Origin of the sequence: Demequina sp. NBRC 110054 (genome assembly GCF_002090115.1) — a bacterium.
In the GTDB taxonomy this organism is placed as follows: Bacteria; Actinomycetota; Actinomycetes; order Actinomycetales; family Demequinaceae; genus Demequina.
Genome location: NZ_BBRK01000004.1, coordinates 1,769,401 through 1,792,923 on the forward strand (window position 1 = coordinate 1,769,401; position 23,523 = coordinate 1,792,923).

General features: G+C 71.0%; 24 protein-coding genes and 3 tRNA genes. 15 read left to right on the forward strand and 12 right to left on the reverse strand.

Annotation, left to right across the window (positions count from 1 at the left end; all coding sequences use genetic code 11):
* Nucleotides 1-129: 129 nt before the first annotated feature.
* Together B7K23_RS08125 and B7K23_RS08130 are read right to left on the reverse strand one after the other, a co-directional pair.
* The gene (locus B7K23_RS08125) at nt 130-1,194 is read right to left on the reverse strand and encodes an acyl-CoA desaturase (RefSeq protein ID WP_200809782.1); all 1,065 of its coding nucleotides are present in this window, start codon (nt 1,192-1,194) and stop codon (nt 130-132) included.
* 168 nt (nt 1,195-1,362) lie between these two features.
* Entirely contained in the window at nt 1,363-3,090 is a 1,728-nt protein-coding gene (locus B7K23_RS08130; RefSeq protein WP_159451361.1) for an EAL domain-containing protein, read from the reverse strand.
* Nucleotides 3,091-3,194: 104 nt separating this feature from the next.
* On the opposite strand from B7K23_RS08130, the gene B7K23_RS08135 reads away from it, so the two are divergent.
* The 10 genes from B7K23_RS08135 (at nt 3,195) to rdgB (ending at nt 10,981) form a co-directional block, all read left to right on the forward strand.
* Nucleotides 3,195-4,148 (forward strand): calcium/sodium antiporter, encoded by a 954-nt coding sequence (locus B7K23_RS08135; RefSeq protein ID WP_084125839.1) that lies wholly within the window; start codon nt 3,195-3,197, stop codon nt 4,146-4,148.
* A 64-nt stretch (nt 4,149-4,212) separates the two neighbouring features.
* Nucleotides 4,213-4,968 (forward strand): ABC transporter ATP-binding protein, encoded by a 756-nt coding sequence (locus B7K23_RS08140; RefSeq protein ID WP_084125840.1) that lies wholly within the window; start codon nt 4,213-4,215, stop codon nt 4,966-4,968.
* Nucleotides 4,950-6,605: a hypothetical protein gene (locus tag B7K23_RS08145; protein WP_084125841.1), complete on the forward strand. Its 1,656-nt coding sequence runs from the start codon at nt 4,950-4,952 to the stop codon at nt 6,603-6,605. The genes B7K23_RS08140 and B7K23_RS08145 overlap by 19 nt, the downstream gene beginning before the upstream one ends.
* Before the next feature lie 112 nt (nt 6,606-6,717).
* Nucleotides 6,718-6,999, forward strand: a complete 282-nt coding sequence (locus tag B7K23_RS08150) for a DUF3039 domain-containing protein (protein ID WP_084125842.1) — start codon at nt 6,718-6,720, stop codon at nt 6,997-6,999.
* A gap of 46 nt (nt 7,000-7,045) precedes the next feature.
* Complete coding sequence (gene clpS / locus B7K23_RS08155; RefSeq protein ID WP_084125843.1) at nt 7,046-7,333, forward strand: ATP-dependent Clp protease adapter ClpS; 288 nt, start codon at nt 7,046-7,048, stop codon at nt 7,331-7,333.
* Entirely contained in the window at nt 7,330-7,968 is a 639-nt protein-coding gene (locus tag B7K23_RS08160) for a DUF2017 family protein (RefSeq protein WP_084125844.1), read from the forward strand. The genes clpS and B7K23_RS08160 overlap by 4 nt, the downstream gene beginning before the upstream one ends.
* The gene (gene murI, locus B7K23_RS08165; RefSeq protein WP_084125845.1) at nt 7,961-8,785 is read left to right on the forward strand and encodes a glutamate racemase; all 825 of its coding nucleotides are present in this window, start codon (nt 7,961-7,963) and stop codon (nt 8,783-8,785) included. The genes B7K23_RS08160 and murI overlap by 8 nt, the downstream gene beginning before the upstream one ends.
* Nucleotides 8,782-9,552, forward strand: coding sequence for an MBL fold metallo-hydrolase (locus B7K23_RS08170; RefSeq protein ID WP_084125846.1), 771 nt, complete (start codon nt 8,782-8,784; stop codon nt 9,550-9,552). The genes murI and B7K23_RS08170 overlap by 4 nt, the downstream gene beginning before the upstream one ends.
* 60 nt (nt 9,553-9,612) lie before the next feature.
* Nucleotides 9,613-10,347: a ribonuclease PH gene (gene rph, locus B7K23_RS08175; protein ID WP_084125847.1), complete on the forward strand. Its 735-nt coding sequence runs from the start codon at nt 9,613-9,615 to the stop codon at nt 10,345-10,347.
* Between the two features lie 4 nt (nt 10,348-10,351).
* The gene (rdgB, locus tag B7K23_RS08180) at nt 10,352-10,981 is read left to right on the forward strand and encodes an RdgB/HAM1 family non-canonical purine NTP pyrophosphatase (RefSeq protein ID WP_084125848.1); all 630 of its coding nucleotides are present in this window, start codon (nt 10,352-10,354) and stop codon (nt 10,979-10,981) included.
* A gap of 118 nt (nt 10,982-11,099) precedes the next feature.
* Here rdgB and B7K23_RS08185 read toward each other — a convergent pair whose 3' ends face one another.
* Nucleotides 11,100-11,642, reverse strand: a complete 543-nt coding sequence (locus tag B7K23_RS08185) for an NUDIX hydrolase family protein (RefSeq protein WP_084125849.1) — start codon at nt 11,640-11,642, stop codon at nt 11,100-11,102.
* Between the two features lie 136 nt (nt 11,643-11,778).
* Between B7K23_RS08185 and trxA the strand changes: the two genes are divergently transcribed.
* A complete protein-coding gene (trxA, locus tag B7K23_RS08190; protein ID WP_084125850.1) occupies nt 11,779-12,147 on the forward strand; it encodes a thioredoxin in 369 nt (122 codons plus the stop codon).
* Between the two features lie 137 nt (nt 12,148-12,284).
* Here trxA and B7K23_RS08195 read toward each other — a convergent pair.
* Nucleotides 12,285-12,366, reverse strand: a tRNA-Leu gene (locus B7K23_RS08195).
* A gap of 115 nt (nt 12,367-12,481) precedes the next feature.
* On the opposite strand from B7K23_RS08195, the gene B7K23_RS08200 reads away from it, so the two are divergent.
* Entirely contained in the window at nt 12,482-13,261 is a 780-nt protein-coding gene (locus B7K23_RS08200; RefSeq protein WP_084125851.1) for an EAL domain-containing protein, read from the forward strand.
* A 12-nt stretch (nt 13,262-13,273) separates the two neighbouring features.
* Here the strand turns inward: B7K23_RS08200 and B7K23_RS08205 are convergent, their stop codons facing one another.
* On the reverse strand, nt 13,274-13,744 hold the full coding sequence (locus B7K23_RS08205; protein ID WP_084125852.1) for a peroxiredoxin: 471 nt from the start codon (nt 13,742-13,744) through the stop codon (nt 13,274-13,276).
* A gap of 151 nt (nt 13,745-13,895) precedes the next feature.
* Here B7K23_RS08205 and B7K23_RS08210 point away from each other — a divergent pair, with 151 nt between their 5' ends.
* Nucleotides 13,896-17,678: an SCO7613 C-terminal domain-containing membrane protein gene (locus B7K23_RS08210; RefSeq protein WP_084125853.1), complete on the forward strand. Its 3,783-nt coding sequence runs from the start codon at nt 13,896-13,898 to the stop codon at nt 17,676-17,678.
* 73 nt (nt 17,679-17,751) lie between these two features.
* Nucleotides 17,752-17,827 (forward strand) — tRNA-Lys (locus B7K23_RS08215).
* A gap of 74 nt (nt 17,828-17,901) precedes the next feature.
* Here the strand turns inward: B7K23_RS08215 and B7K23_RS08220 are convergent.
* The 4 genes from B7K23_RS08220 to B7K23_RS08235 all read right to left on the reverse strand — a co-directional run bounded on the left by B7K23_RS08220 (nt 17,902) and on the right by B7K23_RS08235 (nt 20,963).
* Nucleotides 17,902-18,414 (reverse strand): LURP-one-related/scramblase family protein, encoded by a 513-nt coding sequence (locus B7K23_RS08220; protein WP_084125854.1) that lies wholly within the window; start codon nt 18,412-18,414, stop codon nt 17,902-17,904.
* A 74-nt stretch (nt 18,415-18,488) separates the two neighbouring features.
* Nucleotides 18,489-19,496, reverse strand: a complete 1,008-nt coding sequence (locus B7K23_RS08225; protein ID WP_084125855.1) for a glycine betaine ABC transporter substrate-binding protein — start codon at nt 19,494-19,496, stop codon at nt 18,489-18,491.
* A 73-nt stretch (nt 19,497-19,569) separates the two neighbouring features.
* Nucleotides 19,570-20,301 (reverse strand): ABC transporter permease, encoded by a 732-nt coding sequence (locus tag B7K23_RS08230; protein ID WP_084125856.1) that lies wholly within the window; start codon nt 20,299-20,301, stop codon nt 19,570-19,572.
* Entirely contained in the window at nt 20,298-20,963 is a 666-nt protein-coding gene (locus tag B7K23_RS08235; RefSeq protein WP_084126253.1) for an ABC transporter permease, read from the reverse strand. The genes B7K23_RS08230 and B7K23_RS08235 overlap by 4 nt, the downstream gene beginning before the upstream one ends.
* A 44-nt stretch (nt 20,964-21,007) precedes the next feature.
* Here B7K23_RS08235 and B7K23_RS08240 point away from each other — a divergent pair, with 44 nt between their 5' ends.
* On the forward strand, nt 21,008-21,772 hold the full coding sequence (locus B7K23_RS08240) for an ATP-binding cassette domain-containing protein (protein WP_084126255.1): 765 nt from the start codon (nt 21,008-21,010) through the stop codon (nt 21,770-21,772).
* On the opposite strand, the gene B7K23_RS08245 is transcribed toward B7K23_RS08240, so the two are convergent.
* From B7K23_RS08245 to orn, 3 genes are all read right to left on the reverse strand, one after another.
* Nucleotides 21,757-22,548, reverse strand: coding sequence for a DUF4126 domain-containing protein (locus B7K23_RS08245; RefSeq protein ID WP_084125857.1), 792 nt, complete (start codon nt 22,546-22,548; stop codon nt 21,757-21,759). The two genes, B7K23_RS08240 and B7K23_RS08245, sit on opposite strands and share 16 nt — an antisense overlap.
* A 126-nt stretch (nt 22,549-22,674) precedes the next feature.
* A tRNA-His gene (locus tag B7K23_RS08250) sits at nt 22,675-22,750 on the reverse strand.
* Nucleotides 22,751-22,820: 70 nt separating this feature from the next.
* Nucleotides 22,821-23,471, reverse strand: coding sequence for an oligoribonuclease (gene orn / locus B7K23_RS08255; RefSeq protein ID WP_084125858.1), 651 nt, complete (start codon nt 23,469-23,471; stop codon nt 22,821-22,823).
* Between the last annotated feature and the right edge of the window lie 52 nt (nt 23,472-23,523).

Here is a 23,523-nt window from a genome sequence, read left to right on the forward strand (position 1 = left end):
TCACGCGAAGCGGCCCCCGTCCTCCTGGTGAGGGCGGGGGCCGCTTCGCGTCCGGGTGAGGGACGATGCAGGTGCCGGGGCGGGCGCGAGGGGTCGTCGGGTGCGCGCGGCGCAGGAACGATGCCGGTGTCAGCGCCCCATCGCGACGCGCTCGGGGCAGTCGAAAGGATCGCGGGCCGCGAGGCCGACGCGGTTGAGGTACGCGATCACGATGCCGTACGACTCGACGAGGCTCGTCTCCGTGTAGGGCATGTCGAGCGAGGCGCAGTGCTCGCGCACGATCTCACGGGCGTGCGCGAGGTGCGGGCGCGCCATGTTCGGGAACAGGTGGTGCTCGATCTGATAGTTGAGCCCGCCCATGAGGATGTTCATGGCCCAGCCACCGCGGATGTTGCGGCTCGTGAGCACCTGCTTGGACAGGAAGTCGAGGCGTGCGTCGGCGGGGACGAGTGCCATGCCCTTGTGGTTCGGGGCGAAGGAGGCGCCCATGTAGACGCCGAACACGGCCATCTGCACGCCGACGAACGCGAAGGCCATGCCGAGCGGCAGGAACCAGAAGACGGGCACCAGGTAGAGGCCGAAGTGCAGGGCGATCGACGGCAGCTCGGTCCAGCGCTGACGGGGGGACCCGTGCGTGATCAGCGACGCGATCGACCGGTAGTGGAGGTTGAGCCCCTCGAGCGTGAGCAGAGGGAAGAACAGCCAGCCCTGGCGCCGCGTGATCCAGCGGATGAGCCCGCGGGACTCAGCGGCGTCCTCCTCGACGAACGAGATGGTGTCCTTCTCGATGTCGGGGTCGGCGCCGCGCTTGTTCGGGTTCGCATGGTGGCGGGTGTGCTTGGTCATCCACCACTGGTGGCTGATGCCGACCACGACGGTGCTGAGCACTCGCCCGAGCCGGTCGTTCGCAGGACCGGTGCGCAGCACGGCACGATGGGAGGCCTCATGGCCGAGGAATGCGACCTGGGTCAGGACGAGGCCGAGGCCCGCCGCGATGAGCAGCTGGAACCACGAGTCGCCGAGGATCACGAAGCCGGTGACGACGCCTCCCAGGGCGAGCGTCAGCGCGAGCCCGTAGACGGCGTAGAAGACAGGTGCCCGGCGCAGGAGGCCGGTCTCTCTGACGGTGGAGGCGAGCTCGGTGAACGAGCGCGTGACGTGATTGACGGGGGGCTTCGGCAGCGAAGCGGCCACGGGATCTCCAGATGACGAGGGGGACGTCGACTTCCCAGCCGAGGACCGGGCGCGGGGCGCCCGCCGTGCGGATGCGGCCACCCTACGTCACCGTAGGTTAGGTGTCACGGGCCTGTGATGTCGGACACGCGGAGTTCATTCTCGGGCCGTCCGCTCGCCGTGCAGGAGTCAGTACGAACGCACGCGCAGCGGGGGAGCCGTCGCGGCCGCGATGCGCGCGCGCAGCAGCGGCTCCGACATCGGCCGGTAGTGCAGGAAGCCCTGCTGGAGGCCGATGCCGGCCTCCCTCACCGCGTCGTACTCGAGGTTCGTCTCGATGCCCTCGGCGATCACCGCGACGTCCAGCTCGCCCGCGATGCGCGAGATCACGGAGAGCACCTCGGCGTCGACGGCGCTGCCGCGGCCCGCGCCGTGGACGATCGTGCGGTCCACCTTGATGACGCTGAACGGCAGCGGCTGCTGGAGGAAGCGCAGGGTGTCGAGGGAGACGCCGACGTCGTCGAGGGCGAGCCGCACTCCCGCGGCGTCCAGGGCGGCGAGCTCGGTCCTGGCGGCGGTGAGGTCGCCGAGCCGCGACAGCTCCGACAGCTCGAGGACGATCCGGTGGGTCGCGATGCCCGCGCCCTTGATCGTGGACAGGAGCGTGTCGGCCAGCCCCGGGACCACGAGCGACTCTGCGGAGAGGTTGACGTGCATGCTGATGTCCGCGGCGGGCTTGAAGCCATCGGCCTCCCAGTGGCGCAGGGCCTTGCAGGCCCGCCCCAGCACCCAGCGGTCGAGCTCGAGCGTCGCGCCGAGCCGAGCCGCCCGCATCTTGATGTCCGCGGGGAAGCGCTCGTCGTCGACGCCGCCATGGATGCGCAGCAGCGCCTCGACGGCCGTGGGCCGGCCCGTCACCGTGTCGATGATCGGCTGATACATGAGATGGAGGGCCTCGGTGAGGATCTGGTCCACGCCCTGAGCCGTGCGACGTCCGAACTGCACCTTGTTGCCGCCGGACAGCTTCGCGGAGTACATCGCGGCGTCGGCCAGCTGGAGGAGCTCCTCGGTGTCCGCGTCCGCGTTGTCGGCGACGACGACGCCGATGCTGGCGTCCGCCTGAGCATTGTCCGGGAGCGCCGGGTCCCGCTGCGAGAGGGCGAGCCGCAGCCTCTCGCCGAAGGCGAGCGCCGCGTCCTCTGCGGTGACCGTCGCGGGGAGCCTCAGTCGGCTGACCACGGCGAACTCGTCGCCGCCGATCCGTCCGACGACGTCAGCGCCCGCCGCGGCGATCAGCATGCGACGCGCGGCGGAGCGCAGCAGCGCATCGCCCTGCTTGTGGCCGAGGGTGTCGTTCGTGACCTTGAGGCGATCGAGCGTGAGGTAGGCGACGATGACGCGTGCGTCGCCGCCGTCGAGCGAGGCCATCGTGTCCTCGAGGACTGTCATGAGCCGTTCGCGCGTGGCGAGGCCCGTCATGCCGTCCGTCTCGGCGCTGCGACCCGCGTGGTCCGCAAGGGCACGCATCACGCGCACGGGCCTGACGACCGCGAACGCCTTGCCCTCTCCGTCCGCCACGGGGAGGTCGTGGAAGTCATCGGCGCTGTCGGCGCCCATCATGTGCGCCGCGGCCGAGGCCAGGGGCGTCTTGGGGCTCAGCAGCGGCAGGCCCCACGAGGCCAGCTCGCCGATGCCCTGGCTCGCGACGACCGCGCGCGCGGTGCCTGCGGAGCCCGCCATGGTGTTCAGGAAGCGCTCGCGGCTGATGACGCCGATCTCGCCGGTCGCACGCTGCACGAGCAGGTTGTGACGGCTGCCGCGGCTGAAGATGTGGGTGGCGACCTCGGAGCAAGGGGTGTCCGCGGGCACGAGCAGGCAGAGCTCGATCAGCGGCTCGATCGTCGGTTCTGTCGTCATATCGAAATGTCCCTCCCGTTCACCTTTCGGCTCGCGCAGGGCTGAGGTGAGCATTCCGGGCGGGGACATCGCGGCCCTCGCAAGCGCGGCGATAGGCTCGCGGCATGCTCATCGCCATCGCCGCCACCGTGGTGGGCCTCGCGGCGCTCGCGTGGAGCGCCGATCACTTCGTCGCCGGAGCATCGGCGGTCGCGCGCTACGCGGGCATGGCGCCTCTGCTCGTTGGCATGCTCGTCATCGGCTTCGGCACCTCGGCCCCCGAGCTCGTCGTCTCGGCCTTCGCGGCGGCCGGCGGCAATCCCGAGCTCGCGATCGGCAATGCGTTCGGCTCGAACGTGGCCAACATCGGACTCATCCTGGGCATCACGGCGATGGTGCTGCCGATCATGGTGCACCGTGGAGTGCTCCGCCGCGAGCTGCCTGTCCTCATCGTCGTCACGCTGATCGCATGGCTGTTGCTCGCGGACGGCACCCTGTCCAGGCTCGACGCTGCGGTGCTCGGCGGCGTGCTCCTTGCGCAGATCACCTGGGCGATCGTCGTCGGCCGACGCAACCCGTCCGACGAGCTCGCCCGCGAGGTCGAGGAGTCGGCCACGATGACGAGGTCGCGCGCGTGGCTGTCGCTCCTGGCCGGACTCGTGCTGCTCGTGCTGTCCTCCCGGGTGCTCGTGTGGGGCGCCGTCGACATCGCCGAGCGACTCGGCTGGTCGGATCTCGTCATCGGTCTCACGGTCGTCGCGATCGGGACGTCGGCTCCCGAGCTCGCCTCCGCGCTCGCGGCTGTCCGACGCGGCGAGAACGACCTCGCGCTCGGCAACGTCATCGGATCCAACCTTTTCAACACCCTCGGCGTGCTCGCCGTCGCAGGCCTGGTCGCGCCCGCGACCGTGGACCCTGCGATCCTCACGCGCGACCTGCCGTTCGTCCTGTCCCTCACGATCCTGCTCGTCGTCTTCGCGCTGTGGCCGTGGCACCGCGGCAGCATCTCCCGCTCCGAGGGCGGCGTCCTGTTCGTTCTGTGGCTGTCGTACACAGGGTTCCTGCTCGTGACCGCGTGAGCGGGCGAGTGGGGTACCCCACGAAGGCCTGTCTCCCGCGAAGCACCAGGGCTAACCTGTCCGCGTGGAACCAGCCCTCGTCCTCACCGGACTGAAGAAGACCTTCGGCGCGACCGTGGCAGTAGCCGGGATCGATCTCGAGATCCCCCAGGGCTCGTTCTACGGGATGGTCGGCCCGAACGGCGCGGGCAAGACGACGACCCTGTCCATGGCGACGGGCCTGCTCACCCCGGACGAGGGCATCGTCCATGTGCATGGGATCGATCTGTGGCGCCGGCCCGACGACGCGAAGCCGTTGCTCGGAGTCCTCCCTGACGGCCTGCACACCTTCGACAGGCTCACCGGCGCCGAGCTGATCTCCTACGCGGGTCTCCTGCGAGGGCTTCCGGCCGAGGAGGCGCGGCGCCGCCGCGACGACCTCCTCGCGGCGCTCGATCTCGAATCCGCCGGCCGCACCCTCGTGACGGACTACTCGGCCGGCATGAAGAAGAAGGTCGCGCTCGCGTGCGCGCTCGTCCACGCGCCCCGGGTGCTCGTGCTCGACGAGCCGTTCGAGGCCGTCGACCCCGTGAGCGCCGGCGCGATCCGGCGCATCCTGCTCACCTTCGTCGACGACGGGGGCACCGTCATCATGTCCTCGCATGTCATGGCGCTCGTCGAGCGGCTGTGCGATCGCGTGGCGATCGTCGGCTCGGGTCGCGTGCTCGCGGAGGGCACGCTCGAGGACGTGCGCGCGGGCCGCGACCTCGAGGACCGCTTCGTGGAGCTCGTCGGCGATGTCGAGGACCAGAGGGACCTGTCGTGGTTGCGGCGATCCTGAGCCTGCGCTGGCGCACGACGCTCCACTCCCTGCGGCGCGACTGGTGGCGCATGCTCGTGGTCGTCGCCGGTGGCGTGTGGTCGATCTCGCTCGTGCCGAGCCTGGTCTGGGCCGAGCACATCCTGTGGTTCCAGCCCGTCGATCTTCGCGCGGACGCGCTGATCGTCGCCGGCTCGGTGCTGATGCTCGGCTGGGTCACGGTGCCGCTCCTGGTCACCGGCCTCGACGACACGCTCGACCCCTCGCGTTTCGCCTCGCTCGGCGTCCCGGTGCGCAGGATCATGCCGGGGCTCGCGATCGCCGCGTTCCTCACCGTGCCCGCGCTGTTCACCCTGCTGGCGATGCTGCTGCTCGTCTTCTCGTGGAGGGACGACGGGGCGACCCTGGCCGTCGCGCTCGTCGGAGCGGCGCTCACCGCCGCCGTGATGGTGCTGTCGGGGAGGGTCGCCGTCGCGTGGGCGGGCCGTGCCCTCGCCGGTCGCCGGTCGCGCATCGCCGCTGCGGCGGCCTCCGTGGCTGGCATCGCGGTCGTGGCGGTCGCGGGGCGCGCGCTGCTGAGCAAGGGCCTCGAGAGCGTGCTCGAGGACGACGTGCCGACGATCATCGCGGCGCTGGGCACGACGCCGATCGCCGCGGGCCTCGCGGCTCCCGAGTTCGCGAGCCGCGGGGACTGGCTGCCCGTGGCCTGGCGCCTGGGCCTCGTGGCGGCGTGGTGCGTGCTGCTCGCGCTGGTGTGGAGGGACAGCGTCGCCCGCGTGCTCGTGACGCCACCCGCCAGATCCGCGGGGGTCTCGCGCCGGGACGACCGCATTCTCGCGCACGCCGACGTCGCGGCGGCCCTGCGGGGGCGGATCGAGGCCGCGACCGACGCTCCTGGTGGGGCGGTCGCGCGCCTCCTGATCCGTGCGCTGCCGAGCCCCCAGGTGCGGGCGGTGAGGAGCAGGATGCTCCGCTCGTGGTCGAGCGACCCGCGCTACCTCGCGGCGGCCGTCGGCGCGCTCGTGGGGCCCGTGCTGCTGTTCGGGATCCTGCTGCCCGCGCTCGGGGCCCCCGGCTGGGTCGCGTTCCTCATGCCCGCGACGGTCGCGACCTCGATCGCGTGGGGTCGCCACAACGATGTCGCCTACGACTCGACGGCGCTGTGGCTCGACGTCGTCTCCGGCAGGATCGGTCGAGCGATCATGCGGGGGAGGGTCGAGGGCCTGCTCGCGTGGGCCGCTCCCGTCGTCGTGATCACGTCGCTCGCGGCGGCTCAGGTGGCCGACCGCTGGGACCTCGCCCTGGCGCTCTGCGCGGCCTCGCTCGGGGTGCTCGGCACGACCATGGGGGTGTCCGCCGTGCTGTCGGTGTGGATGCCGTACCGGGCCCCGCAGCCGGGCTCGAACCCGTTCGGCGCGGAGGTGGGGTCCGTCGGCGCGGGTCTTGCGGCACAGGTGGTGTCCTCGCTCGCCTCGCTCGTGACCGCACCCCTCGTGATGGTGCCGTTCGCGCTCGCGTACCTCGTCCATCCGGGCTGGGCGTGGGTCGCGACGGTCTTCGGCCTCGGCCTCGGCATCGCCGGCATCGCGCTCGGCACGCGGTTCTCGGGCGATCTGTACGACGCGCGCTCCGGGCGGCTGCTCGGCGCCGTCGTATGAATGCAGGCACGTGAGCGCTGTCGCCCGCGCGACGCCTTGTGGGCATCGTTGTCGGCGCGCGAGCGCTGGGGATACGGGGGCGTGGAGCGCGACGGCGACTACCATGGAACGCATGAGCGAGCCGAACATCCCCGTCGAGCAGCCGCAGGGCGGCACCGCGACGATCGAGCGCACCGACACGCAGGAGCTCATCGAGCCCGGCGACGCCGAGCGCTTCGCGCACTACGTGCGCAAGGAGAAGATCCTCGAGTCCGCCATGAGCGGCGAGCCGGTGATCGCGCTGTGCGGCAAGGTGTGGGTGCCCGGCCGTGACCCCAACCGCTTCCCGGTGTGCCCGGCGTGCAAGGAGATCATCGAGGGTCGCTTCGGACCCGAGGACGGCGACGACTCCTGACGCGCGCCTCATGTCCGTTTTCGGGTGATCCCCGTAGGCTGGGCACGTGGAATTCCAGGAGGATCTCTCGCCTGAGGGAAACGTGGCGACCAGGCCGGACGATGCTTGGGTGACGATCGTCTGGAACGATCCGGTCAATCTCATGTCGTACGTGACCTACGTCTTCCAGACCTACTTCGGCTTCACGCGCGCCGTCGCGGAGCAGCGGATGCGCGAGGTCCACGAGCGCGGGCGCTCGGTCGTCAGCTCGGGCAGCCGCGAGCGGATGGAGGTCGACGTGCAGGCGATGCACTCGTACGGACTCTGGGCGACGCTGCAGCGGAGCGGCGAGTGAGGGGCTTCGAGCACGACGGCGACCGCGTCGTCGCGCTCATGGACGAGGAGGAGCGGACCGTCATCGCGCGGATCGTGGCCGACGTCGGCCTGCTCCTCGGCGAGGTCCGCTTCGGTGCGGAGGACGAGGACGACGAGGCACCCGAGGCCGATGCGGAGCGCGAGCTCTTCGAGGGACTCAGGGGCCTCGACGGATCCGCCTCGGCTCCGACCGACCCCGCGGTGCTGAGGCTGCTGCCGAATGCCGCGCCCGACTCTCCCGAGATCTCCGACGAGTTCCGACGCCTCACCGAGGGAGACCTGCGCTCTCTCAAGATCGAGCGCCTTCGCACCATGTGGGAGCAGCTCTCCGAGGACGAGCCCGAGTGGTCGCTGACACTCGAGGAGGCGGGCCCCACCGCCGCGGCCCTCACCGACGTGCGTCTCGTGCTCGCGACGCGCCTCGGGCTCGACTCCGACGCGGATGTGGACCTGCTCCACGCGGAGATCGACGCCGGCGTGCGCGCCCTCGACGAGGACGAGGAGGCCCCCGTCGATCACGAGAGGGTCTGGCTCGGCATGCTCTATCAGGCGCTCAGCTGGCTTCAGGAGACGCTCGTGGCGTGCCTCGCTGACGGGGAGGAAGGCGATGTCTGACGCGCCCATCGGGGTGTTCGACTCGGGCGTCGGCGGGCTCACCGTGGCGCGCGCGATCATGGACATGCTTCCCCATGAGTCGATCCACTACGTCGGAGACACCGAGTTCGGGCCCTACGGTCCGCTGCCGATCCACGAGGTGCGTCAGCACGCGCTCGACATCATGGACACGCTTGTCGAGGACGGCGTGAAGATGCTCGTGATCGCCTGCAACACCGCGTCCGCGGCGGTTCTGCGCGACGCCCGCGAGAGGTTCTCGCGCGAGCGCGGCGTCCCCGTCGTCGAGGTGATCATCCCCGCAGCCAGGCGCGCCGCCGCCCTGACCAAGGAGGGGCGCGTCGGCGTCGTCGGCACCGTGGCGACCGTGACGTCGGGGGCCTACTCCGACGCGCTCGCCGCGGCCCCCTCGATCAAGGTGACGAGCCAGGCCTGCCCCCGGTTCGTCGAGCTCGTGGAGGCTGGCATCACGTCCGGTCCCGAGGTCATCGAGGTGGCGGAGGAGTACCTCGCGCCCCTCAAGGAGGCGCAGGTCGACACCGTGATCCTCGGCTGCACGCACTATCCGATGCTCGCTGGCGCTATCGGCTACGTCATGGGACCCGAGGTGACGCTCGTCGACTCCGCGCGCGAGACGGCGCTCGACGTCTATCGGGGCCTGGTGCAGGCCGGGCTCGAGCGCTCGCCCGACGCGGTGCCCGAGCATCGCTTCTTCGCGACGGGGGAGCGTGACAGGTTTGAGGCTCTCGCGCAGCGCTTCCTGGGGCCGCTGGTCGGTGCGGTGGAGCCGCTGACGGGCTCGGTGGAGCCGCGGCCGTGAGGCTCGTGATCGTCGGCGCGTCGGGCTCGGTTCCGGGCCCGGCCTCGGCGGCGTCCTGCTACCTCGTCGAGGCCGAGGATGAGAACGGCCGCACGTGGCACGTGGTCCTCGACCTGGGATCCGGGGCGGCCGGCTCTCTGCAGCGCTACCTGGATCCGCGCGAGCTCGATGCGATCGCTATCTCGCACGCCCATGCGGACCACTGCGCGGACCTCGCGGTGATGGACGTCTACCTCCGCTACGCGAGCCCCGACGAGCCCGTCTCCGTACCCGTGCACGGCCCGTTCGGCCTTGCGGGCCGCATCGCCGAGATGCGCGGCGTCGCCGAGCACTCCGAGGTGCTGCCGACGATCGCGTGGCAGCCCGGGGTCCCGGTGCGGATCGGGCCGATGACGATCACGTGCGCCGCCGTCGAGCATCCCATCCCGGCCTACGCGATCCGCGTCGAGGGTCCGTCCGAGCGGGGAGGCGACGCCGTCCTCGCCTACTCGGGTGACACGGACGCGTGCGAGGGTCTCGAGGCGATCGCCGAGGGGGCTGACCTGCTGCTGTGCGAGGCGTCGTTCCTGGAGCGCGAGGATCGACCGCTCGGCATGCACCTCACAGGGGCGCGCGCGGGCCAGGTCGCCGAACGGTCGGGCGTCGGTCGGCTGCTGCTGACGCACATTCCGCCGTGGACCGAGCCGTACGAGACCGTCGCGGAGGCGGCCGCGGAGTACTCCGGGCCGCTCGGCGCTGCGCACGCCGGCATGCGGGTGTATCTGTAGCTCGTGGCGGGTGGCGGCGGCATTCCGCGCCGCCGCGCGCGGCGGGTAGTCTCGGGGGTCATGACCTCACGCGCCGATGGCCGCCGCCCAGACCAGCTCCGACCCGTCTCGCTCGAGCGAGGCTTCCAGACGAACGCCGAGGGCTCCTGCATGGTGACCTTCGGGGGCACCCGGGTGCTCTGCTCCGCATCGTTCACCGTCGGTGTTCCGCGCTGGAAGAAGGGCTCGGGCGAGGGGTGGGTGACCGCCGAGTACGCGATGCTTCCGCGCGCGACCAACACCCGCAACGACCGCGAGAGTGTCCGCGGCAAGATCGGCGGCCGGACCATGGAGATCTCGCGCCTGATCGGTCGCTCGCTCCGTGCGGTCGTCGACGTCAAGGAGCTCGGTGAGAACACCATCGTCCTCGACTGCGACGTGATCGACGCCGACGGCGGCACGCGCACCGCGGCGATCACCGGCGCGTACGTCGCTTTGGCCGACGCGATCGCCTGGGGGCGCGCCAACCGGGCGATCGCCCTCGACGCGAAGCCGCTCACCGGCTCGGTGTCCGCGATCTCCGTCGGGATCATCGACGGCACGCCGATGCTCGACCTTCCCTACGTCGAGGACGTCCGCGCCGAGACCGACATGAACGTCGTCATGACCGGTGACGGAGGCTTCGTCGAGGTCCAGGGCACCGCCGAGGGCAAGCCGTTCAGCAAGGCCGAGCTCGACGAGCTGCTGGCTCTCGCGACCGCTGGCAACGCCGAGCTCGCGCGGATCCAGCGCGACGCGCTCGCTGCGGAGGACTGAGCGGATGGCCGAGGACGTCCGCCCGATCGTCGCCTTCGCGACGCACAACGCCCACAAGATCGACGAGGTCTACGACATCCTGCGCGAGCGCGTGCCTGGCCTCGAGCGCGGACATCTGCTCAGCGCGGCCGACGCCGACGCGCCCGCCCCTGTCGAGTGCGGGATCTCGTATCAGGAGAACGCGCTGATCAAGGCGCGCGCGCTCGCCGAGCGCACGGGGCTGCCCGCGATCGCGGACGACTCGGGCCTGAGCGTCGATGTCATGGGCGGAGCGCCCGGGATCTTCTCCGCGCTCTGGAGCGGCCGTCACGGCGACGACCGCGCGAACCTCGAGCTTCTGCTCGCGCAGATGGAGGACATCCCCGACGCGAACCGCCAGGCGGCATTCGTCTGCGCCGCGGTCATGGTCCAGCCCGACGGCCGCGAGATCGTCGAGATGGGCATCATGGGCGGCCGGCTCACGCGCGAGCCCGCGGGCGCGGCAGGGTTCGGCTACGACCCGATCTTCGTCGCGTCGGGCCAGTGCGTCACCAACGCTGAGCTCGAGCCCGACGTCAAGAACGCGATCTCACACCGCGGCGGCGCCTTCCGCGCCCTCGCGCCGCACGTCGCGGCACTCTTGCCGCGCAGATAGGGCGGTGCGGCACTCTTGCCGCGCAGATAGGGCGGTGCGGCACTCTTGCCGCGCAGATAGGGCGGTGCGGCACTCTTGCCGCGCGGGCAGGGCGGTGCGGCAGGACCGCCGCGCCGGCTCAGCGCAGCACGCCGCAGTGGGCGAGCGCCTGCCGCAGCAGCACGTCCTGGCCGCCCATCATGTCCTGCGTGATCTCCTCCGAGGCGGCCTCCTCCGGGGTCAGCCACGCGATGTCGAGCGCGTTCTGGCTCGGCTCGCAGTCGCCGTCCACTGGCACGATGAAGGCGAGCGCGACCGCGTGCTGACGCGAGTCGTGGAAGGCCGTGACGCCCGGGGTCGGGAAGTACTCGGCGACCGCGAACGGCGTGGGGCTGATCGGCAGGCGGGGCAGCGCGACCGGGCCGAGGTCCTTCTCGAGGTTGCGCAGCAGCGCGTCGCGGACGGTCTCGTGGTACATCACGCGGCCCGCGACGATCGCGCGGGAGATCACTCCGTCGTCGGCCCGCAGGAGCAGTCCCACGTGCGTGAGCTCGCCCGTGGGACTGTTTCGCACGGGTACTGCGTTGACGTAGAGCAAAGGGAGCTCGCCTCGGACGTGGTTCAGTTCTCTGTCGCTGAGCCAGCCCGACGGCTCGGGGGGCAGTTCGGCCATGTCCGTCATGAGTCAGTTGTACCCCGGCGCGAGTCTCCCTTCACATATGCGCGCCGGGCGTGACAACCTGAATATTGGGAAATGAAGTCCGAACCAAGTGCGTTATTATACCCCCTAGGGTATATAGAACGCCGAGAGAGGAAACATGGCTACCGTCAACCTGACCACTGACACCTTCGACGAGACCGTCTCCAAGGACGGCATCGTCCTCGTCGACTTCTGGGCCGACTGGTGCGGTCCGTGCAAGCGCTTCGCGCCGATCTTCGAGAAGTCCTCCGAGGAGCACGGCGACGTCGTGCACGCCAAGGTGGACACCGAGGCCCACCAGGAGCTGAGCATCAAGTACGGGATCACCGCGATCCCGACGCTGATGGCCTTCCGCGACGGCATCATGGTCTTCAACCAGGCCGGTGCGCTTCCCGGCCCCGCGCTCGAGCAGCTCGTGGGCGCGGTCGAGGGGCTCGACATGGAAGAGGTCCGTCAGAAGATCGCCGAGCACGAGTCGAACGCCTGACACGAGGCTCGTTCGCACTGACTCCACGCGGGGTCGATCCTTCGGGATCGGCCCCGCGTCGTCGTCTCCGAGCCCTGCCGTCTGTGAAGGCACGGCCATCGCTCTCGCCTGCCGGGCCCGCATCGTCCCGGCCACAGTGCGCGAGGGGGGACTTGAACCCCCACGTCCGAGGACACTGGAACCTAAATCCAGCGCGTCTGCCAATTCCGCCACTCGCGCGCCTCGACAGTGTACGGGCAGTACGGGTACTGGGAATGGCTTTCCGCGTCATCCTCGCTGCCGATGGGGCTCTCATGAGGCGAGCGGCCGAGGGACGGTCGCGAAGGGAGTCAGGATGCTGACGACGTCGGGCTACGACGCGCGCTGGACCACGCTTCTCGACGATGCGATCGCGGGGGTGGGCGTGGGGGTCCACGTCCAGCCCGTCGTGGATCTCACGAACGGAGACGTGGTCGCGTACGAGACGCTCGCGCGCTTCAGCCACGAGGACGCCGGCGGTGTCAGCCCCGATGTGTGGTTCCGTCGCGCGCGCTCGCACGGCCTCGCCGCGCCCCTCCAGGCCACCGTGCTGCGCACCGCGCTCGGCCTGCTCCCGACCCTGCCCGAGGGGGCGCTCCTCGGCCTGAACGTCGAGCCCGACACGATCGCCCACCCAGAGGTGCGAGCGGCGCTCCTCGACCACGCGGACCTGTCGAGCGTGGTGGTCGAGCTCACCGAGCGCGGCTCATGGTCGTGGGAGGAGATCGGGACGACCATCGAGGAGATCAAGGCGCGCGGCGCACGCACCGCCATCGACGACGCGGGGGCCGGCTATGCGGTGATCCACCAGATCGCCAAGCTGCAGCCCCACGCGCTCAAGCTCGACCGCGTGATCGTCGACGGCGTCTCTCAGGATGTGGGTCGGCAGGCGCTCGTGTCGATGATCGTCGGGATGGCGACCCGCGCGGGCGCGAACGTGGTGGCCGAGGGCGTCGAGCACCTGGTCGACGCGCAGCGCCTCATCGCGGCGGGCGTCACCTATGCGCAGGGGTACTTGTTTGCGGCGCCCGGCGAGCCGTGGCCGCAGCCGGACACGGAGAGTCTGCGCGTCCTGGCTGCGGCGGCGGAGCAGTAGCCCGCTCGGCTGTCAGTCGATCTTGAGGTCGCGGCGCAGCTTCGCGACGTGGCCAGTGGCCTTGACGTTGTACTGCGCGAGCTCGACGGCGCCCTCGGGGTCCACGACCACGGTGGAGCGGATGCTGCCGACGACCTTGCGGCCGTAGTTGTTCTTCTCGCCCCAGGCCGCGTACGCCTCCTGGACGGACTTGTCCTCGTCGGACACGAGCGTGAAGGTGAGGCCCTCCTTCTCGCGGAACTCCGCAAGCTTGCCCGGCGAGTCCTTCGAGATGCCGACCACGGTGTAGCCCGCGGCGTTCAGAGCGTCGAGGGAGTCGCGGAAGTCGCAGGCCTCCGTGGTGCAGCCGGGGGTCATCGCGGCGGGGTAGAAGTACAGGATGACGTGCTCGCCGCGGTGGTCGGACAGCGTGAACGTGCCCGTGTCGGTCGCCGCGGTGAAGTCGGGTGCGGCCTGGCCCTTGGTCAGTCGGTTGTCGCTCATGATGTGCGCAACGCTACCCGGGCGTGGGGTGTTCCCTCGCGGGGAGCCCTATCGCAAAGCGCGAGAGCGGCGTGCCATCGCGTGTCGTCCCCAGCCGGCGCGAATCGTCAACGAGTGCCGCTACTGTGACGCCAGGGAACTGGGGGACACGATGACCGAGCCGACGCCCGAGGTGCGCTGCCCGATATGCGGCGCCGTGTGCGCACCTGCGATCACTCCGCGGTGTCGGCGCTGCTATGCCGATCTGACCGATTCGGCGTTCGCGGAGATCGTCGAGGCGGACGCGCGGATCGCGGGTTTCCGCGCCGAGTACGATGCGCTCGCAAGGCGGTGGCAGGACGCCCTCGGGAGGCGCGAGGCCGCGTACGCGGCCCTCAACCGGACGCGGGCTGACTCTGCGCCGGCTCCCGTGGCCGCTCGCGAGGAGTCTGAGCCCGTTCCCACGGCGGGATCTCGGCCGGGCCCCACTGTCGTCGGCGCGCCTCCGTCGGCAGGAGCGCCGACGCCCGAGCCGCGACGCCGAAGCGCGCTGCGGGAGTCGCTCACGGCGCCGATGCTGCTGGGCCTGGGCGGCGCCGCGCTGCTGGTCGCCTCTGCCGTCGTCTTCGTCGCCGTCACGTGGGAGACGTTCTTCCCGCCCGCGCAGGCGCTCCTGCTCGTCGCGCTCTCCGCAGCGACGGGCTGGCTCGGCGTGTGGCTCACCCGCCGCGGGCTCGGGGTCTCCGCCGGGGCCGTCGGCGTGGTGTCGATGGCCTTCGCCGGCACCTCGGTCGTCGCCCTCGCGCGCGCTCTCACGGTGCTCGGCCCGTTCACGATGTCCGCGGCTGCGCTCGCGGCGGCCGCCGCCGGCACGGTGCTGGCCAGGCGCAGCCTCGCCTGGGTCGGGGTCGCCTCGACGGCGGCGCTCGGGTTCGCCGGCGTGGGAGCCGCGGTCGCGGGCGGCGCTGACGCCGGCACGGCCGGGTGGACGCTGTGGGGCACCGGGTCGATCGTGGCGATCTCGGCGCTGTCTCGACGGTGGCTCGGCGCCGTGCTGAGCACCGCGCTGAGATACACCGCGGCGGGCATGGTGGTCCTGGTGTCGCTGGGGGCGATCGCCTGGGGATGGGGAGCAGACGACGTGCTCTGGGCCTGGCTTCCGGTCGCCTCGGGTGTCGGCCTGGCGGCGATCGCGCCGCCGGTCGCGCTCACGGCCACTGTCGCGGTCGCGTCCGCGGCAGCCGCGGCGACCGCAAGCGTGCTGCCCGAGCCCGGCCTTGCGATGCTCCCCGTCGCGGCTGTCGTCGCGGTCGCTCTTGCGGTCGGGCGCCGGTGGTCGCAGCAGCGCCACCGCGTGGTCCGCGGGCTATGGCCCGCAGGACTCGGCGCGCTGCTCGCGGCGCTGGCGGCGCTCGCGGGGGTGCCCGCCCTCGTGGCCGACCCCGACGCGGGAGAAGGGTCCGCATGGCTGCTGGTCGGGCTCGCGGCGACCGCGCTCACCTCACTCGTGGTGCGCCTGTGGACTCATCGGGACGATGCGTCGGTCGCGCTCGCGGATCGCGTCCTGCTCACCGGCGCGGCACTGTTCGTCATGGTCCTGCCGAGCGCTGTCACACTCCTGTGGCCGCGGCCCGAGCCCGCCGCGCTCGCGGTGACCGCGCTCGTCGTCGCGCATCTCGCCGCGGCGTCTTCGCTCGCCTGGCCGTCCGGTCCAGCGCGCCTCACGATCCTCAGCGTCGCCGTCGTGATCGGCGGGATCAGCGCGGTCGGCGGTGCGTTCGCGTGGTCCGACCCCACGTCCCACGTCGCGTGGGCGGCGGTCGCCGGATTCGCGCCTGTCGTGCTCGCGGCGTTGCTCGCGCGTCGTTTCCCCCGCTCCCTAGGGGGGCTCGCGGTGCTGCTTCCGACGCTCGTCGCCGGTGGTTCGGTGCTGAGGCTCGCCGAGGGATCGCTGTGGGCGGCCGCAGCCATGGTGGCGGCCGCAGCGGCAGCCTCGTGGATCCTCGCGCGCGTGCCGGTCGCCATTCGCCTCTGGGCGTCGCCTGGGCTTCTGCCCGCTGCCGTGGTCGTCGTGATGGCAGGACTCGCGACGATCGCCCAGGCCTCCGACACCTTCTTGGGCGACGAGCTCATGCCACGCCTCGGGGGCCACGGGGCGTTCGCCGCGACTCTGCTTGCGGCGGCCGTCGCCGCCGGTGCGGTCCGAGTCCGGGTACAGCCCGGCGAGAGCGGGCTTCCTGAGGGATCCGCGACATGGGTCGAGGCGATCGGGGTGCTCGCGCTGCTGGGCGCGTCGGTGCAGGCGACCCTCACCGTCAGCGTCGGCGGGGGAGGGGCGCTCGGCTCCTCGCTCGTGGGCATCGCCGCGGCCGTCGCGGTCGCCTCCTCGTCCCGGTGGTGGGAGTCGCGCGGGGCGACGCTCACGGCATTCGCGGGCGCGACGGCGTGGACGGCGTGGCTCGCCCTCGTGGCACTGTTCGAGGTCGCCGTACGCGCGATGCCCCTCTGGCCTGGCACCGCCGTCGCGGCAGTGGCCATCGCGGTCCTCGCTCTCGGCGCGCGCTGGCGGGCAACGATCACCATGCCGGCGATCGTCGCGATCGCGACGCTGGTGCCGCCCGCGATCGTCGCAGCCCGGGTGGACGGGGCTCTCGCCTTCTCGCTTACGGCGGCGGCCTCGGTCGCGGCCGCGTGCTGGCTGCTTGCTCCCCTCTCTCCGCGGGTCCGAGGGTGGGCCTCGCTAGGGCTTCTCGTCGCGGTGCTCCCCGCCTTGCCCGCGTTCGCGATCGCCGCATGGCGGTGGTTCGTCAGGCTCGGTGAGGCGTGGGAGGTCGGCGAGGCGGCATCGTCCTCGTTCGCGCCGCTGCTTCTCGTGCTCGCGGTGGCCGCGGCTGCGCTGTCCACCCGGCGCGGCCGCGCGAGCATCGTGTCGCTCGCCGTGGCGGTGGCCATCGCATCGCTCGCAGCTCCCCCGGTGGGGTGGGCGTGGGTGGTCGGAGCCGTCGCGGCGCTCGTTGCTGCCTCGCTTGGAGGGTCGGCGCTCGGCCGCGGGCTCGTCACGCGACCCGCGCATCAGCTCGCGCTCGCGTCGTCGGCGGTCGTCTGGGCAGGACCGCACGCGTGGATGCAGGCGGGGGCGCTCGCCGTGACGGCCATCGTCCTCGGACTGCTAGCGGCGCGCGGGGAAGCGCCGCGGTTCGTCTACGGGCACGCGGCCGTCGTGTCGCTCGCAGCTGCGGGCTGGGCCGCATGCGTCGGTGCGGACGCGTCGACTCTCGCCCCCGCGCTCGCGCTCGGACTGTACGGGGCGGGTCTCTCGGCTCTGCTGCGGCTCGAGCTGATCGCCCGCCGCGATGCTGCGTCAGGGCTCGCCGCCGCGTCGCTCCTCGCCGGTGTCTTCGTGCGAGTCCAGCACGACATGGTCGGGGTTGCGCTCGCCGCGCTCGTGACCTCCGCGGCGTGGCTCGTCCTGCGGCGCGACCTGGGTCGGTGGGCTCGGTGGGCGGCCGCTGCGTATGCGAGCGTCGGCGTCGCACTGCTGATCCACGTCGCGGGAGTCGCCATCCTCGAGGCGTACACGGTGCTTCCCGCGGTGTGGGCGCTGGCTGAGGGCGTCGCGTGGATGCGGCGTGACGCGGAGGTTCCGAGTGTGACCGCGATCGGGGGAGGGCTCGCCCTCGTGCTCGCGCCGAGTATCGTCGCGCTTGCGCTCCAGCCCGGCGCGCTCATCCGCACGCTCGTGCTCACCCTCGCGATCGCAGGACTCGCGTTCGCGACGGTGATGCTGAGGTGGCTCGCGCCCGCCGTCGCGGCGGCGTCGACGGCGATCGCGGTGGCGCTTGCGCAGCTGTTCGTGGACGAGCAGCTCCTGCCGCGGTGGGTGTCTTTCGCCGTGGTGGGAGCCGTGCTGATCGCGCTCGCTGCTACGTATGAGAGGCTCAAGGAGCTCCGCTGAGCGTCCGAGGGCGTGCTTGCGTGCTCGATTTCGCGCATCGTCCAGGGTCTGCTAATGTTGTCTCTCGGCGCAAGCGCCTCTAGCTCAATTGGCAGAGCAGCTGACTCTTAATCAGCGGGTTCGGGGTTCGAGTCCCCGGGGGCGTACCAAGCGCGAAGGCCCGGTCCATCTGGACCGGGCCTTCGTCGTCTCCGCAGTGCTTCCTGCGGACTGCGGGGAGTGCTCAGTCCCGCTCGATCCAGCGGTCGATCGACCACGTGAGCGCGAGGGCGATCGGCACCGCGAAGCCGTCAGCGACATCGAGCGTGTACCTGTCGCGGACCGCCATCCACTTCTGGGTGATCTGTACCATCACGTGCCCGTGCTCGTCCTTGAGGGAGTAGTCCTTCTCGATGAGGTTGCCCTCCATAAGCAGGCTCTTGCCGCCCTCGAGCGTGACCTCGATCTTGTCCTTGACGAACGAGAATGGCTTCGCGTGCAGATATGCGAGCGGGTGGCCGTCGGCGTCGGAGATCTCGATGCGCTTGGGGAAGGCCAGCATCTCCCCACGCGCGGTCGCGACGATCGTGCCGGAAGCATCGAGGATGTCCGCCTTGGGACGTATCCCGATCTTGCCGTCGACGACGTAGACCTCCGCCTCCGTCTCCGGCTCGAGCACCGTGAAGTCGCGGCCCGCGCCGAACCTGCTCTTCATGATCAGGCGCGTGTAGCCGGCCGGTGCGGTGGGAACGTCCATCGTCGGGATCCTTCCGTGATCGTCGTTCCCGACGCTACCGGGTGCGATGCCCGGATGTCAGCGCTGTGGCCGTGTCAGCCAAGCGCTCCATCCGAGGAGAACACGAGACCGAGCGCGATCTCGCCTTCCGTGATCGCAGTCTTGGTCAGGGGGCCGCCCGCATCGAGAGACAGGAAGGAGTCGATCTCGATCCCGTAGACGTCCTCGAGCCCGATCTGGCAGAACGCCCGCTCGGGGCACTCGGCGGGGCCTCCGAGCACGATCGGTCCGCAGATCTCGGCGAGCTCCGACAGCGTCGAGACGCCATAGGCGTCGACGAAGCCCTGGGTGGTCGCGAAGGCGTTCTGGTCCTGGGCCGCCGAGGCCTCGCCGAAGGTCAGCCCGACCTCCTCGGCCAGAGGCTCGAGCGCGGCCACGGTCGCGTCGATGTCGGACTGCGCGACGGTCTCCGCATCGGCTCCGTTGATCTGCAGGTTGAGGTACTCCGTGACGGTCGCGGCGTACTCGGGGACGATGTCGACCTCGCCCGACTGCAGGGCCGGCATGTAGGTCTCGCGGTTGCCGATCGTGCGGACCTCGACGTCGTAGCCCGCGTCGGTGAGCACGTCGCCGTAGATCTCGGCCACGGTGATGTTCTCCGAGAAGTTGGCGGCGCCGATCACGAGGCTGCCCTCGCCGCTCGATGGCGCCGTGAGCCCGTTGTCGTCGACGAACTGCTGGGCGACGTCGGTGGAGGTCTGGCGCTCGACGTCGACGGCCTTGTTGAGCTGGATCAGGGACTCGGTGTCGAGCGCCTCCGACACGACGGCGAGCGCGGCCAGCACCTCGTCGCTCGCGGAGTCCGCGTTGACCGCGGGGATGATGTTGTCGGACAGCTGCAGGCCCATGTCGTCGTCGAGGACCACGAGCGTGTCTCCAGCGACGGCGGTGCACGCCGCGGGCTCCATGGCCTCGGACGATGCAGTGGTCGAGGATCCGGAGGAGGACGAGCCTGATGCCTCCGACTCCTCGTAGGTGGTACAGCCTGCGAGGGCGATCGTCGAGATCGCGGCGGCCGCGAGAATGCCGGAACGGGTGCGCATGGGAGCTCCTCGTCGTCGGGGGTGCTGTCGGGTCAGGAACCCCGAATGACTCGGGATTGTTCCCAGTCAACCGTCACGCGGTGGCCCGCGCACGTTCTCGCAGGGGACGGGGAGTGAGCCGCGTCTGCACGCGGCCGAGGATCCAGTCCACGGCGAGGCACACCACCGCGACGATCAGGCCCCCCGCGAGCACCTGTCCGTAGCGCTGCGTCGCGAGTCCCGTGTTGATGATGACGCCCAGTCCGCCACCCGCGACGAGGGCCGCGAGCGGGACGGTCGCGACCGTCTGCACGGCCGCGGTGCGCAGCCCTGCCGCGATGAGCGGCATCGCGAGCGGCAGCTCCACGCGGGTGGCCACCTGGAACCGCGTGAGCCCCTGGCCGAGCGCCGCCTCGCGCAGGTCGGCGTCGACCGACGCCATGCCGGTGAACGTGTTGGTGAGGATGGGCGGGAACGCGAAGATCGCGGCGGCGAGCACGACGGCGCGGTTGCCGAAGCCGATCGCCGATGCTGCGAACAGAGTGAGGAGGGCGAGCGTGGGCATCGCGCGGGTGACGTTCGAGACGACGACGGTCGCGCCGCCTCCCCGTCGCAGGTGACCGAGCCACAGGCCCACGGGGAAGGCGACCGCGGAGGCGAGGAGCACAGCCCCGAGCGACATCCCGAGGTGCTCGATCGTGAGTGCGAGGATCGAGTCCTGCGGCAGCACCCACTCGCCCGGCGCGACCTCGCGCAGGACGCCGTACTGCCCGAGCCAGCTCGTGGGGTCGGTGAGGTAGTCCCACGCGTCGGAGATCACGCTCATGCGGCGGCCCTCCCGCGGTTCCACGGCATCGCGAGGCGCCCGACGAGCACGAGTGCCAGGTCGAGCACGAGCGCGAGCGCGAGGCACAGCAGCGACGCGGTCATGATCTGCGCGCGATAGTCGGACTGGAAGCCGCGGAACATCAGCTGCCCGAGGCCTCCGTACCCGACGACGACCCCGACCGTCACCATCGCCACGGTGCTCACGGTCGCGATCCGCAGGCCCGCGAGGATCGCGGGCAGCGCGATGGGCAGCTCCACCGCGAACAGCAGGCGGGTGGGGGAGTAGCCGAGCCCGCGCGCGGCGTCGACGACGTCCGCGTCGACGCTCTGCAGCCCGACCAGCGTGTTGCGCACGAGCACGAGCAGCGCGTACATGACGAGGCCGATGAGCACCGTCGTGCGGCCGATGCCCGTGAAGGGTGCGAGCAGAGCGAACAGCGCGAATGACGGGATCGTGTAGAGGACGCCGCTCACGCCCATGATCGGCGCGGCCAGGCGCGGGTACCGGCGGGCGATCACTGCCATCGGAAGCGCGACGAGCGCCGCGATCGCGATCGCCTGGAGCGTCAGCGTCGTGTGGATCGACAGCTGGTGCGCGACCTCGTCCCAGTTCCGCTCGAGGTACTCCCACGAGAACCACGGGTTGGGGACGTCGTCCATCGTGCCAGGGTACACAGGGTGACGTGATCGGCTACGGTGGCCGGATGGAACGCACCGGCATCGTCTTCAGCGACGTGCGCAAGCAGTATGGCGACGGCGCCGTCGCGGTCGGATCGCTCGATCTCGAGGTGCGTGCGGGCGAGATCCTGGCGCTCGTGGGGCCCTCGGGCTGCGGCAAGTCGACGACGCTGCGCATGGTGAACCGGCTCGTGGAGCCGACCTCGGGATCGATCACCGTGGACGGCAGGAACGTCATGGACGCGGACCCCGTCGAGCTGCGCAGGAGCATCGGCTACGTGATCCAGCACGTGGGCCTGTTCCCACATCGGACCGTCGCCCAGAACGTCGGCACCGTCCCGGGGCTGCTCGGCTGGTCGAAGGCCGATACGCAGGCAAGGGTGGACGAGCTGCTCGCGCTCGTAGGGCTGCCTCGCGAGGAGTACGGTGCGCGCTACCCGCACGAGCTGTCGGGAGGCGAGCGTCAGCGCGTCGGTGTGGCCCGCGCGCTCGCGGTCCGGCCTCCGGTGCTGCTCATGGACGAGCCGTTCGGCGCGGTGGACCCGCAGGGCAGGCGCAGGCTCCAGCGCGAGTTCGCGGCGATCCAGGCCGAGCTCGGCACCACCGTGATGATGGTGACGCACGACATCCGCGAGGCCGTGCTCCTCGCCGACCGCATCGCGGTGCTGAGCCGCGGAGGTGTGCTCGAGCAGCTCGGCACTCCGGATGAGGTGACGACGACGCCCGCGAACGCCTTCGTGGAGGACTTCCTCGCCGACTTCGACGTCGAGCCGCGTCAGGCCGGCGACTGATCCTTCGGAGCGGCGGCCTGTGAGGGCATGTCGGGCTCCTCGGCCGGCTCGTCCGGCGTCTCGGCGCTCGCGCCGTTGCCGCGCGAGCCCATGCGCTCGCGGTACTCGGTGGTCCACGTCTTCCAGCGCTCGCGCCGCGAGCCGCGCCCGGCCTCCTGCTCGGCCTCGCGCTCGAGCCGCTTGCTCGTCTGCAGCAGGCCCTTGTGCTTGCGGCGGCGGCGACCGTTGGAGACGATCCGGTACAGCGCGGCGATGAGCACGATGAAAACCACGACGACGAGCGCCGGGATGAAGATCGCGAGGAAGGACAGGCCGACCGCGATCGCGTCCTCGGCGAAGGACGCGAGCGGTGCTCCCGTGCCGCCTGTCGACGCGTTGATCGTGGGCCTGGACGCGGTCTTGGAGACATGGACGATGCCGGCGATGACCGCGCCGACGATGCCAGCGATGAGCGGGTTCTCGGTCCAGAAGACGTGGCCGTCGAACTCTGCGGCGGCCGCGCTGGCGGCGAAGATCACGCCGCCGACGAGCGGGCGCACCGCGGTCTGGATCAGGTCGTTGACGGTGTCGACGCCGGGGATCTTGTCGAGCACGATCTCGGCGGCGAGCAGGATGAGCCCGATGATGATCGCCGGCCAGGACTGGAGCCACATCAGCTGGTCGGGGAGCTCCATCACATCCGTGAAGCGCGCGAAGATGCCCACCATGACGAGGGGGATGAAGGCGTTGAGGCCCGCCGCGGCCGAGAGGCCGGCTCCGGTGAGTGCGGCGAACATGTGAACCTCCTGGATAGGTCGCCCCCGCGGGCGTGCACGGCACCACGATATCGTCCGGTCGGCGCGCGAGGCAGCGCCGGACACACGAGAGGCCCCCGGCCTGAGCCGGGGGCCTCTCGTGATTCCTGGGGTGGCTGACGGGACTTGAACCCGCGGCCCTCGCGACCACAACGCGATGCTCTACCTGCTGAGCTACAGCCACCATCGGCCCCTGCGAACAAGGGCCAGCGAAAAGTGTACCGTGCCTGCGCGGGTGCTGAGGACCGTCCGCCTCAACCGGTGGCTTCTGAGGCCTCCGGCGTCGGCGCCGCGGCGCCCTCCGTGGACGGGTGCACGACCCGCTCCGAGGCGGCGCGCGACTCGTCCGAGTCGGGGCCCGGGAGCGGGACCAGGATGGTCTCCCGGTAGTAGCGCAGCTCCGCGATCGAGTCCTGGATGTCGCCGAGCGCGCGGTGGTTGCCGGTCTTGTCCGGGGCGTGGAAGAACACCCGCGGGTACCAGCGCCGCACGAGCTCCTTGAGGGAGCTGACGTCCACGACGCGGTAGTGCAGGCGCTCCATCAGCTGCGGCATGTCGCGCTCGAGGAATGCCTTGTCCATGCCGACGGTGTTGCCCGCGAGCGGGGGACGGGCTCCCGCCGGGATGTGGGCGTTGATGTAGGCGAGGACCTGCTGCTGCGCGTCCTGCATCGTGGTGCCGTGCTCGAGCTCGGGGAGCAGTCCGGACGTCTCGTGCATCTTCGTCACGAAGTCGTTCATCTGCTCGAGCGCGGCGGCCGGTGGGCGGATCACGACGGAGACGCCTTCGCCGAGCACGTTGAGCTCGGCGTCGGTCACCAGGCACGCGACCTCGACGAGCGCGTCGTTCTCGAGGTCCAGCCCGGTCATCTCGCAGTCGATCCAGACGAGGTGATCAGAAGCCATGCGTTCACTCTAGAGGGTGGGAAGGACATCTCCGGTTGACGCGACGTTGGTT